This is a genomic window from Chryseobacterium sp. GW823-FHT05E08, assembly GCF_058795655.1.
In genome coordinates this window covers 697449-710127 of the sequence record NZ_JBXAHY010000001.1, presented here as the reverse complement: position 1 = coordinate 710127, position 12679 = coordinate 697449, and the positions used below count along the sequence as shown (strand labels likewise).

12 protein-coding genes and 1 tRNA gene are annotated in these 12679 nt (G+C 32.1%); 11 read left to right on the top strand and 2 right to left on the bottom strand.

Features of this window, described 5'->3' with window-relative positions; translation table 11 throughout:
• Positions 1-801 precede the first annotated feature (801 nt).
• On the top strand, positions 802-1332 hold the full coding sequence (locus tag AC1Q7L_RS03355; protein ID WP_492305436.1) for an antirestriction protein ArdA: 531 nt from the start codon (positions 802-804) through the stop codon (positions 1330-1332).
• A gap of 94 nt (positions 1333-1426) precedes the next feature.
• Here the strand turns inward: AC1Q7L_RS03355 and AC1Q7L_RS03350 are convergent.
• Both AC1Q7L_RS03350 and AC1Q7L_RS03345 read right to left on the bottom strand, forming a co-directional pair.
• Positions 1427-1500 (bottom strand) — tRNA-Ala (locus tag AC1Q7L_RS03350).
• Positions 1501-1684: 184 nt separating this feature from the next.
• Positions 1685-2332, bottom strand: coding sequence for a hypothetical protein (locus tag AC1Q7L_RS03345; protein WP_492305437.1), 648 nt, complete (start codon positions 2330-2332; stop codon positions 1685-1687).
• A 235-nt stretch (positions 2333-2567) separates the two neighbouring features.
• Between AC1Q7L_RS03345 and AC1Q7L_RS03340 the strand changes: the two genes are divergently transcribed.
• From AC1Q7L_RS03340 to hisB, 10 genes are all read left to right on the top strand, one after another.
• A complete protein-coding gene (locus AC1Q7L_RS03340; protein ID WP_492305438.1) occupies positions 2568-3137 on the top strand; it encodes a C40 family peptidase in 570 nt (189 codons plus the stop codon).
• Positions 3138-3341: 204 nt separating this feature from the next.
• Positions 3342-4154 (top strand): 2,3,4,5-tetrahydropyridine-2,6-dicarboxylate N-succinyltransferase, encoded by an 813-nt coding sequence (locus AC1Q7L_RS03335; protein WP_066758522.1) that lies wholly within the window; start codon positions 3342-3344, stop codon positions 4152-4154.
• A 31-nt stretch (positions 4155-4185) separates the two neighbouring features.
• On the top strand, positions 4186-5355 hold the full coding sequence (locus AC1Q7L_RS03330) for a glycosyltransferase family 87 protein (RefSeq protein WP_492305439.1): 1170 nt from the start codon (positions 4186-4188) through the stop codon (positions 5353-5355).
• A 7-nt stretch (positions 5356-5362) separates the two neighbouring features.
• Complete coding sequence (locus AC1Q7L_RS03325) at positions 5363-6295, top strand: glycosyltransferase family 2 protein (protein ID WP_492305440.1); 933 nt, start codon at positions 5363-5365, stop codon at positions 6293-6295.
• Positions 6295-7071 (top strand): polysaccharide deacetylase family protein, encoded by a 777-nt coding sequence (locus AC1Q7L_RS03320; RefSeq protein ID WP_492305441.1) that lies wholly within the window; start codon positions 6295-6297, stop codon positions 7069-7071. Before AC1Q7L_RS03325 ends, AC1Q7L_RS03320 begins: the two co-directional genes overlap by 1 nt.
• Positions 7068-8165, top strand: a complete 1098-nt coding sequence (locus AC1Q7L_RS03315) for a glycosyltransferase family 4 protein (protein WP_492305442.1) — start codon at positions 7068-7070, stop codon at positions 8163-8165. Before AC1Q7L_RS03320 ends, AC1Q7L_RS03315 begins: the two co-directional genes overlap by 4 nt.
• Positions 8166-8415: 250 nt before the next feature.
• Positions 8416-9273 (top strand): ATP phosphoribosyltransferase, encoded by an 858-nt coding sequence (gene hisG / locus AC1Q7L_RS03310; protein WP_492305443.1) that lies wholly within the window; start codon positions 8416-8418, stop codon positions 9271-9273.
• A 1-nt stretch (position 9274) separates the two neighbouring features.
• Entirely contained in the window at positions 9275-10552 is a 1278-nt protein-coding gene (gene hisD / locus AC1Q7L_RS03305) for a histidinol dehydrogenase (protein WP_492305444.1), read from the top strand.
• Positions 10553-10555: 3 nt separating this feature from the next.
• Positions 10556-11581 (top strand): histidinol-phosphate transaminase, encoded by a 1026-nt coding sequence (hisC, locus tag AC1Q7L_RS03300; protein WP_492305445.1) that lies wholly within the window; start codon positions 10556-10558, stop codon positions 11579-11581.
• Positions 11581-12678, top strand: a complete 1098-nt coding sequence (gene hisB, locus AC1Q7L_RS03295; protein WP_492305446.1) for a bifunctional histidinol-phosphatase/imidazoleglycerol-phosphate dehydratase HisB — start codon at positions 11581-11583, stop codon at positions 12676-12678. The genes hisC and hisB overlap by 1 nt, the downstream gene beginning before the upstream one ends.
• Position 12679: the final 1 nt, after the last annotated feature.

Sequence of the window (12679 nt, the reverse complement as noted above, 5' to 3'; positions counted from 1 at the left end):
TGTTTAAAAATACCAAGTTTATTGCTTTCAAATGGATGATTACACTCATCGCAAATAAATGAAATTTTTATCAGGTCAACACCTGTAGAATTAAAAGTTTTTGTGTACAATTATCTAGGATTTATTTTTGTGATTTTTACAATAAAAGGTTTTGTAATTTACAAAAAAAGCTGTATTCATTCTAATGAATAGATTGTTTTTAGATATCATCTGCCAAAATAACTGTAAAGAAACTACACTACATTATTATTTGGGTGAAAAAAGACAACGGTAACCCCCCACTCACAAAAGTACCCCCACCAACTCTCTTCCAAAAATTCAAAATCCTTTATAGAAGATTTTACGACAATTTGACACCAAAAAAATATATAATGAGTGTACAGACAGGCGTGACTAAGAATAGAATGACGGGTGTCAGACGAACTTTTTTACCTCCCCCGCCCAAACTGTCTTACCTTTTCTCAAAAGTAGATTTTGTTTTATTTGGTTTTTGTGGATATGATTTTATTTTCCACTTACATTTTCTATTTATGATACTCTTCAAACTATATCTTTTATTGATGTTTTTTTTTGACAGTTTTTGTTGGTGGCGGTTTATGCTTAAAAATATTTTAAAACTTTAATTTTAAAGTTAAAATCTCTGTCAATTGGCATGAATATTGAGTTTACTAATATGTCAAAGAACTGTTTCAAGTTCTTTTTTCTACATAGATTCTCACAATAATATATAAAAAATGCCTAAAGTGCAACGAACACAATAGGCAATATCAATAAATTTTAATTACACTAAAACTTATCAACATGGCAAATTTACAAAATTGTCTCGATACTGCTAGTATCTATTGTGGCACGTACGCTAAGTACAACAACGGATGCCTTTATGGTGAATGGCTTAATCTTTCTTATTATTCAGACTATGACGAACTATTTAAAGCTATGAAAGAACTTCATAATGATGAAGAAGATCCAGAGTTTATGTTTCAGGATTATGAATACTGTGATTTGTTTGACAAACTCGGATTAATCGGAGAAAGTTATATTTCCAAAGATATATACGAAATAATAGAACAAATCAATGATTCTAGCTATGATCTTGAAGTTTTTGAAGCTTATGTTGATTGCATTGGAAAAATGGATTTTAACAGTCTTTATGACAGTGTAATAAATAATTATATTGGTGAGTATTCAGATGATGAAACATTTGCACAATATATGTTAGAAGAAAGTATTCCTGAGAGTTTGCCAAATTACATTTATATTGATTGGGAAACTACGGCAAGAAGTCTAATGTATGATTATTATTCGAGTGGAGGACATTATTTTAAAGCTTAATATACAAATATAAAAACAAAGAGTTTTTGTGCAAATTTTGTGCAAACAAAAAAGAGTTGCAAGTTTAAAACAATGCAACTCTTTGACTATCAAGTGGAGAATACGGGGATCGAACCCGTCACCTTTAGACTGCCAGTCTAACGCTCTAGCCAGATGAGCTAATTCCCCTCGTTCTTTTCGAAGCGGTACAAAAGTAAGTATTTAAACCACATATACAAATACTTTATTAAATTTTATTTAATAAGTTACCATATTAGCTATCTAATAATCATTTTTTTTAAAGCTTCGTTGAATGAAATGGCAAAAGAAAATTATTTAACTGTCAATTTATCAGTGCTGTCTTTAGATATTATTACACAAATCCCATATTAAGAATTTCCTCATTCTTTTTTAAAACAATAAAATAAAGAATTAAATCATCATTAGAAAATTGTTTGGTAAAAGATATTTTTTCTTTTTCTCCAACTAAAATTTTCTCTTCAAAATGTTGTGTTAAATAATTTCCGAAATCAATTTTTAAACTAATTAAAACAGCTTCATTCGCTGAAAATGTATTGTTTAAATATAATTTTTCGTTTAATAAATCTAAGGAAACAGAATTTTCACCATCAAAATTATTTTTATTTCCGAATTGAAATTTCCGAAGAAGAAGCTTTCCTTTTTCTGTTATAATTCCTCTTTCGACGGTTCTTTTTCCTCTTTCTGAAATTTCGTCCAAATCTTTAACTTCTGTCATTAATTTAGCAAACTTTTGATAGAGTAGAGGCTCATCCGCTTGTTTAATATATTCATCTAAAACTTGTCTGATGATTTTCCCAACTTTAGAACAATGGCCGAATTCCGAGCTATTTTGTCGAACTTTTTCATAGGCAGGACTTTTCTTAAAAGCAGTTTTATTAAACCCACTTTTTTTTCGAACAACATTTTTGCCATTCAAAGTATAAAAAACGAGGTCGCCGACTGCGCCATTAATTTTAATTAAACTTTCATATGTCGCCATAATTCATTGATAAACAAACATAATACAGATGTTTCACAGAAATAACAAAAGCGATTCGTGTAATTAGTGAAAATATTTGTGTCGTTTGTGTTTAAGTCTCAAATATAATGATTAATAATCAAATACAAAATTTTAACATATATTTATAGTATAGTTCTAGTATAGTTTAATTATAATTTAAATATAAAATGTATATTTGTAAATAATTAGTTACAATGTTAAAAATCAGACGAATATGAAAATGGGAATATTTGAAAATAACTTTAGAATAAAGCAGTTATCTGTTTTGCTGATTACATCCTCACTTATTATTTCTTGCGGAAGCTCAAAAAGTGTTGCAACTAAAAAAAATACAAATAAAACTGTTGTTAAATCTGAAAATCTCAGAAAACTAGACTCAAAATTCGACGGAAAAGTTCCAAAAACCATCAACAGCGTTTTAAAAGATGCTGAAAAATATATCGGAACACCTTATAAATTTGGCGGAAATACTTCTTCAGGTTTCGATTGTTCCGGATTTACCGTAAAAGTGTTTGAGGAAAATGATTTCAGTCTTCCACGCAGGTCAACCGATCAGGCGGAAGCAGGTAAAAAAATCGACATCACGGAAGTAAAACCCGGCGATCTTTTGTTCTTCGCAACAGCTGGCGGAAGCAGAGTTTCTCATGTAGGAATTGTTCACGATATCAATACAGATGGTGAAGTGAAATTTATTCATGCTTCAACATCAAAAGGCGTTATTATTTCTTCATTAAACGAAAAATACTGGAACAAAGCTTATCTCCACGCTCAAAGAGTTCTTTAGTTAGAAAAAAATTCACATACAGTTTGCTATTCCGCAGAAATCTTATCTATAAAAATCATGTTTAAATTTCTCAGAAATGACAAAGACTTTTCTTTGCTTTATAAAAATTTTGCACTTAATCAAATCTTGCAATAAAAAGGTTTTCCTGAACTTTTTTGTATCTTTGGGCTCGTATAATTATTCAAATTAATTTAAACTAGAAATATGTCGTTACAACAAACAATTGAAAACATTTGGGATAATAGAGATTTACTACAAAATGAAGATAGCAAAAAGGCAATAAGAGAGGTTGTTTCTTTATTAGATTCTGGAGAACTTCGTGTTGCTGAACCTACAGAAAACGGATGGCAGGTAAATGAATGGGTAAAAAAAGCTGTTGTAATGTATTTCCCGATTCAAACAATGGAGACTATCGAGGTAGGTCCGTTTGAATTTCATGACAAAATTCCTTTGAAAAGAAATTATGCTGCAAAAGGAGTAAGAGTTGTACCTCATGCGATCGCGAGAGAAGGTTCTTTCATTGCTTCAGGAGTTATTTTGATGCCTTCTTATGTTAATATTGGGGCTTATGTAGACTCAGGAACAATGGTTGATACTTGGGCTACGGTAGGAAGCTGTGCACAGATCGGTAAAAACGTTCACTTAAGTGGTGGTGTAGGTATCGGTGGTGTTCTAGAGCCTCTTCAGGCTGCTCCGGTTATTATTGAAGATGATTGTTTTATCGGATCAAGATGCATCGTTGTAGAAGGTGTTCACGTAGAAAAAGAAGCAGTTTTAGGCGCAAATGTTGTTCTTACTGCATCTACTAAAATTATCGATGTAACAGGTCCTGAGCCTATCGAGATCAAGGGAAGAGTTCCTGCTCGTTCAGTAGTGATTCCTGGAAGTTATACAAGACAATACCCGGCTGGAGAATATCAGGTTCCTTGTGCTTTGATCATTGGTCAGAGAAAAGAATCTACAGATAAAAAAACGTCTCTTAATGATGCATTGAGAGAAAATAATGTAGCGGTTTAAGATTAATTCTTTACACTAATACCACCCAATTTTGAAAGAAAAATTTCTTAAAATATTGCTAAACCCTAAATATATATTTGGGGTTTATCTTATTATATCGGTTGTTACGGCGATTTCCAAATATTTCAGAGGAGATTATGCGATCAATAATTATCTGATCTTTAAAAATGTATTTTTTAATACTATTCATCAGAAAAACCTGTTTATCCATTACCCTGATCTTTATTTTGATTTAAATCATTACGGAATATTTTTTAGTGCATTAATTGCTCCATTTGCAATGATGCCCGATTGGCTGGGAATTTCTCTTTGGAATTTGGCTAATACTTTCATTTTCGTCTATGCGATCTATAAATTACCTTTTTCAGATTCTAAAAAGGCAATTTTCGCATTACTTTGTTTGCAGGAATATATAACGGCAGCGTTAAGTTTACAGTTTAATGTGGCTTTAACAGGGCTTTTATTATTATCTGCAACCTATATTTACGAAAGAAAAGAGGTGAAATCTGTAACAGCAATTTTAATCGGAATTTTCGTTAAAATCTACGGAATTGTTGGTCTTAGCCAATTTTTCTTTATTAAAAATAAGATTAAATTTATTCTTTCAGGATTAGTGATTGCAGTAATATTTTTTGTGCTTCCGATGGCGTATTCCAGTCCGCAGTTTGTGATTCAAAGTTATGCAGATTGGTTCCATTCAATTGTTGAAAAAAACAGTGAGAATCAGGTATTAGGAAACATGCAGGACATTTCATTGATGGGGTTTTTCAGAAGAATTTTAGGAGACGCTTCTATTTCTAATCTGGTATTTTTAGCCGTAGGATTACCCTTATTTGCAGCACCTTATATCAGAATTAAACAATATAAAAATTATGCTTTCCAATTGATGATCTTAGCTTCAACATTACTGTTTTTGGTATTGTTCAGTTCAAGTTCTGAATCTCCAACGTATATTATTGCTGTAACGGGTGTAATGCTTTGGTTTTTCCTTCAAAAAGAAAGAACACCTTTTACCATAGGATTATTAGTTTTTGTTATTATTTTCACATGTTTTTCAAGTTCAGATTTATTCCCGAAAAGTGTGAAAAATGATTATATCATCAAATATTCTTTAAAAGCTGTACCTTGCATTGTAGTTTGGTTGAGGGTTGTATATGAACTTTTAACTAAAGATTTTGAAAAAAATTACAGCTTGAATTAAGATAAATATGAAAAAAATTTCCATCGTAATTCCCGCCTACAACGAAGAAGGAAACGTTGCCATGATCCATCAGAAAATCAAAGAAGTTTTCGAAGGATTGCGCCATTATGATTTTGAAATTATATTTGTAAATGACGGCAGCAGAGACAATACACAGCAAAAATTAGAAGAACTTTCCCAGCAGTTTGATGAAGTAAAATTCATCGAATTTTCAAGAAATTTTGGACACCAACCTGCCGTAAAAGCAGGAATGGACAATGCCCACGGAAACGCTGTCATCTCAATGGATGGCGATCTCCAACATCCACCGGAACTCATTCCTGAAATGATCAAAAAATGGGAAGAAGGTTATGATGTAATCTTTACAATAAGAACTTATCCAAAAGAAATTTCATTTTTCAAAAGAAAAACCTCTGATTTTTTCTATAAAATATTATCAAGCTTATCTGATGTTGATCTTACAAAAGGTGGCGGTTCAGATTTTAGATTAATGGATGCGAATGCAGTAGAGGTAATGAGAGGTCTAAATGAAGACGATCTCTTTTTGAGAGGATTAACCAGCTGGATGGGCTTCAAACAAACCGGAATCGAATTCACAGCGTGCGAAAGATTATCAGGAGAAAGCAGCTATAACCTAAAGAAAATGATCACTTTTGCTTTTACGGGAATCACTGCTTTTAGTGTAAAACCTTTGTCAATTGCAGCTTATTTAGGGTTTCTATTCTCAGGAATTTCTGTAATAGGGTATATTTTATATGTTATTTATGCTTTTGTAGTTGAAACAGAAATATCAGGTTGGGCATCTTTAATTATGACCATCGTTTTCTTTGGTGGATTACAATTAATTATTTTAGGAATTATAGGAATTTATTTAGGTAAAATCTTTAAGCAAGTAAAAGAAAGGCCTAATTATATCATAAAAAATAAAAATTTTCAATAATGGTTTTATTAAGTTTTGACATTGAAGAATTTGATATGCCATTCGAATACAAAGGTGAAATATCCTTTGAAAAGCAAATCTCTATCTCACAAAACGGATTAGAAAGAATACTCGATATTCTTAAAAAATATAACGCAAAAGCTACCTTTTTTTCGACTGTAGTTTTTGCGGAAAATAGTAAGTACCTTATTGAAAGATTGCTAAAGGAAGGTCATGAATTGGCTTCTCACACATGGTTTCATTCTGAATTTGAAGAAAAACATTTAAAAGAATCCAGAGAAAAATTAGAAGAATTATTTTCTACGAAAGTAACAGGATTAAGAATGCCCAGAATGATGCCCGTCGACGAAAAAGAAGTTGAAAAAGCAGGATATTCCTACAATTCATCTATCAATCCAACTTTTCTTCCAGGAAGGTATAATAACTTAAAAGTTTCAAGAACATATTTTAAAGAAGGAAATGTAACGCAGATTCCGGCTTCGGTTTCGCCTAATTTTAGAATACCTTTATTTTGGTTGAGCTTTCATAACTTCCCGTTATCATTTTATAAAAAACTGGCTTCAGATACCTTGAAAAAAGATAATTATCTGAATATTTATTTCCATCCATGGGAATTTGCAGAAATTAAAGATGAAGCGTTTAAACTTCCAGGTTTTACAGTAAAAAATTCAGGAAAAGATATGGTAGAAAGATTTGATGAATTTGTTTCTTGGTTAAAAAGTGAAAATTATTCATTCGGAACATTTCAGGAATTTCAAAAACAAATAGAATCATGAAAATCGCTTTCGATGCCAAACGTTTCTTTCACAATACCTCAGGTTTAGGGAATTATTCCAGAGACCTCGTAAGAATTCTTGCAAAATATTTCCCTGAAAACGAATACCTTTTACTCAATAAAAATAAGTCTGAAAGAGGTTCTGCTATTCTTGAAAATGCGAATATTCAGTTTGTTGAAACATCAAAAGGAACAATGTCTCGCCAATTCAAAATGGGAAAAGATGCACAGAAGCAAAATGCAGATATTTTTCATGGTTTGTCGGGTGAATTACCTTTAAAATGGGATAAAAAGCCAATTAAAAAAGTGGTTACAATTCACGATTTGATCTTTGTTCGTTATCCTCAATATTACTCTTTTTTTGATCGAAAAATTCATTTGTGGAAGTTCAAAAAAGCAGCTCAAACTGCCGATAAAATCATTGCGATTTCTGAACAGACGAAACGTGATATTATTGAATATTTAAAAGTTCCTGAAGGTAAAATTGAAGTCATTTATCAAGGATGTCATCATGCTTTTAAAGAAAATCAATCAGAAGAATTTATTCAAAAAACAAAAGAAAAATTCAACCTTCCGGAAAGATTTATTCTCAATGTTGGAACGATTGAAGAGCGTAAAAACTTATTAAATGTTGTAAAAGCCATCGACAAAACAGAGATTCCATTAGTCGTTGTCGGAAAAAAGACAAAATATTTCAGCAAAATAGAGCAACATATCAAGAAAAATAAAATGGAAAAGCAAGTTCATTTTCTTGAAGGAGTTTCTATGGATGAGCTTGCCGTGATTTATAAATTAGCCGATATTTTTGTCTATCCAAGTTTCTTTGAAGGCTTTGGAATTCCTGTCATAGAAGCACTTTTTTCAAAAACGGTAGCGATTACAAGTAATATAAGTTGTCTTCCTGAAGCGGGTGGTCCGGACTCAGTTTACATCGATCCTAAAAATCATTTAGATATTCAATCAAAAATAAAATTTTTATGGGATAATGAATCAGAGAGAAAACGCCGTGTTGATAAGGGGTTTGAGTTTGTTCAAAAGTTTAATGACGAGCCAATTGCAAACGAATTAATGAAGCTTTATCAAAAAATTCTGTAGAAAAACCTTTGAAGTTTAAAAATAAGTTCTACATTTGTACCACAAAATTTCAACAATGAAACCTAATTTTTTAACACTACATCATTATTATCATCATCTCTGTTAGACGGAATTGATTGATATAAACATGTGTTAAAATCAAAAATATTTAAAACCGTCTGAGCAATAGACGGTTTTTTTGTTTCTAAATTTTCGCGAGAATTTCTTTTCAATAATCAGTTTTTATTTGCTCAGACTCAATGTAGAAAAAATGAGTAAATTAAAAATTGCAATCCAAAAAAGCGGTCGGCTTTACGAAGATTCTTTACAACTTCTGAAAGACTGTGGCATTTTCGTTAACAATGGAAAAGATCAGCTTAAAGTTTCAGTAGATAACTTTCCGATGGAAATTATGTACTTGAGAAACTCGGATATTCCTCAATATTTGGAAGATGGTGTGGTAGATATTGCCATCGTTGGAGAGAATCTTTTGGTAGAAAAACAAAAAAAGATCGACATTATTCAGGAGCTTGGATTTTCAAAATGCCGTGTCTCACTTGCAGTTCCTAAAGAGGTTGAAACGAACGATTTGAGCTATTTTCAGAATAAAAAAATCGCTACTTCTTATCCCAATACCCTTAAAAAATTCTTGTTAGAAAATAATGTTTCAGCGGACATCCACGTTATTTCAGGTTCTGTAGAAATTGCTCCGAACATTGGTTTGGCAGATGGAATTTGTGATATAGTGAGCTCTGGAAGCACTTTATTTAAGAACGGACTAAGAGAAACGGTTACCTTGTTGAAATCAGAAGCGGTGTTGGCTAAAACTCCAAATCTCAATCAGGAAAAAGAAATCATTCTTGAAAAATTCTTATTCAGAATTCAATCTGTTTTAAAAGCGAAAAATTCAAAATACATTTTGATGAATGTTCCCAATGTAAAGATTGCGGATATTTCTAAAATACTTCCGGTGCTTAAAAGCCCGACGGTTATTCCCTTAGCTGAGGAGGGTTGGAGCAGTATTCATTCAGTGATCAATGAAGACCGATTTTGGGACGTTATTGATGAATTAAAAGAAAATGGAGCACAGGATATTTTAATTATTCCAATCGATAAAATGGTTATTTAATATGAAAATTTACAGATATCCCAATCATGAAAATTGGCAGGAACTTACAAAACGGCCAGCTTTTAAAAGAGAAGAAATTTCAAAAACTATTAAGGAAATATTCTCAGAAGTCAAAAAAAATGGAGATAAAGCATTGCTTGAATTCAATAAAAAATTTGATTCTGCAAATATTGAAAATATTACAGTTTCAACGGAAGAAATTCAAAATGCAGAAAGCTTAATTAGTGAAGAATTGAAGCAAGCAATTCAACAGGCTAAAGAAAATATTACAAAATTTCATGCTTCACAGCAGTCTGAAACTGAAAAAATAGAAACGAGAAAAGGAGTGATTTGTTGGAGAGAAAATCGAGCGATTGAAAAAGTAGGAATCTATATTCCGGGAGGTACAGCGCCTTTGTTTTCTACCGTTCTGATGTTGGCAATTCCGGCTCAGTTGGCAGGTTGTAAGGAGATTATTTTATGTAGTCCGCCAGATAAAAAGGGAGACATAAATCCTGCGATTTTGTATGCTGCTCAACTTTGTGGTGTTTCAAAAATATTCAAAACGGGCGGGGCGCAGGCTATTGCAGCGATGACGCTGGGGACAGAAAGTATTCCTAATGTTTATAAAATTTTTGGTCCTGGAAATCAGTTTGTTGTTGCAGCTAAAGAATATGCTCAAAATTATGGAGTTGCCATCGATATGCCTGCAGGGCCAAGTGAAGTTTTAGTGATTGCTGATGAAAAGGCCATTCCAACATTTTGTGCAGCAGATTTGCTATCACAGGCGGAACATGGAAGTGATAGTCAGGTAATTTTTATATCAACGGAGGTGAAAGTTTTCAACGAAACGATTGAAGAAATAGAAAAGCAGGTTAAAGAACTTCCAAGAAATGAATTTGCACAGCAATCCTTGAATAACAGTCATTTTATTCTTTTAAATACCATCGAAGAAGCAATAAAATTTAGCAACTTATACGCTCCGGAACACCTTATTTTAGCCTTAAATGAGTTTGATAACTATATTCCTCAAATTCAAAATGCCGGTTCTGTTTTCTTGGGAAATTATTCTTGTGAAAGCGCCGGAGATTATGCTAGCGGAACCAATCACACCCTTCCCACCAACGGTTTTGCAAAGAATTACAGCGGAGTTTCTTTAGACAGTTTTGTGAAGAAAATTACCTTTCAGTACTTGTCGAAAGAAGGACTTCAAAACTTAGGAAATACAATAGAAATCATGGCAGAAGCAGAAGGATTATTCGCTCACAAAAATGCCGTTACCATCCGATTAAATCAATAAAAAATGAAACAATTTACCTTAAATAATTTCGTTCGAAAGAACATTTTAGCATTACAGCCTTACATCAGTTTTAGAGATCATAATGAATTCAGCAATCCTGTTTTATTGGATGCCAATGAAAGTCCGTTTGGAGAATGTAACCGTTATCCGGATTCGACTCAGAAAAAGCTTAAAAAGAAATTGTCTGAGTTTAAAAATATTTCGTCTAATCAAATTGCTGTAGGAAATGGCAGTGATGAATTGATCGATTTAATTATTAAAATTTTCTGTGAACCTAAAAAAGATTCGATTCTGATGATGAATCCGTCTTTTACGATGTACGGATTTTATGCTACCATTAATGAAAACACAGTGGTAAAACTTGATCTAGACGAAGATTTTCAAATCAAAAAAGAGGAGTTCTTAAAAATCACTCAGAACATTCAAACAAAAATTTTCTTTTTATGCTCTCCAAATAATCCTACAGGAAACAGCCTTGAAGATATTGAGTTTTATATTCAAAATTTTGATGGAATTGTGGTTGTGGATGAAGCCTACATTGAATTTTCAGATCAGAAATCGAGTCTCGAACTTCTTGAAAAATATCCTAACCTTATTGTTCTTCAAACGTTTTCAAAAGCCTGGGGAATGGCAGGAGCAAGAGTGGGAATTGCGTATGCCAGTGAAGGAATCATTAAGTTGATTAATACAGTAAAAGCACCCTATAATGTAAATTCTTTAAGTCAGGAATTGGTTCTAAATGTGATTGATAATAAAGATCAATTCAATCAAAACTTGAATAATATTTTTGAGGAAAGAGAATGGTTAAAAAATGAATTTCAAGGTATAAGTTGTATTACAAAAGTCTTTCTTACACATGCTAATTTCTTTTTAATCGAGTTTGAAGACGTTGAAAAAGTATATGAAAATCTTTTGGATAAAGAAGTTTTAACAAGTAAAAGAACTCCTCAAATTCCCAATTGTATCAGAATTAATATTGGAAACAGAGAAGAAAATATGCAGTTGATTACTATCTTAAAAAATATTTAATGATGAAAAAAGTATTATTCATAGACCGCGACGGAACATTAATTATTGAACCTCCAACGGATTTTCAAGTTGATTCCTTAGAAAAGCTAGAGTTTTATCCCGGAGTATTTCAAAACCTTTCAAAAATAGCCAAAGAGTTGGATTATGAATTGGTGATGATCACCAATCAGGACGGTCTGGGGACAGAAAGTTTTTCTTTTGAAGATTTTATTAAACCTCAGGAAAAAATGTTAAGAGCATTTGAAAATGAAGGAATAATTTTTAGTGATATTCTAATTGATAAAAGTTTTGAGCATGAAAATTTATCCACAAGAAAACCGGGAATTGGAATGCTTGGGAAGTATATTTACGGAGATTATGATTTACAAAATTCCTATGTAATTGGCGATAGAATCACGGATATTCAATTAGCCGAAAATTTAGGCTCAAAAGCAATTTTTATTAATAAAATTCAAAATGAAAATGCTGAATTGACAACCGAAAATTGGTCTGAGATCTATCAATTTTTAAAGCAAAAACCTAGAAAAGCGAAAGTCTCAAGAAAGACGAATGAAACTCAAATTGAGATTGAAGTTAACCTCGATGGAAAAGGGAATTCTGAGATTTCAACAGGTTTGCATTTTTTTGATCATATGTTGGAGCAGATTTCAAAACATGGAAATTTAGATTTAAAAATCAAAGTCGATGGCGATTTGCAGGTTGATGAGCATCACACGATTGAAGATACAGGAATTGTTTTTGGAGAAGCAATTCTTCAGGCTTTAGGAAAGAAAAAAGGGATTGAAAGATATGGTTTTCTGCTTCCGATGGATGATTGTCTGGCTCAGGTCGCAATAGATTTTGGAGGAAGACCTTGGTTGGTTTGGGAAGCTGATTTTAATCGAGAAAAAATTGGCGATGTTCCGACTGAAATGTTTTATCACTTCTTTAAATCTTTCACCGATTCTTCTAAATCTAATGTAAATATTAAAGTTGAAGGAGATAACGAGCATCACAAAATAGAATCTGTTTTCAAGGCCTTTGCAAAAGCTATAAAAATGGCGGTAAAACAGACTGATGAAAACTTTAATTTACCTTCAACAAAAGGAAGCCTTTAAT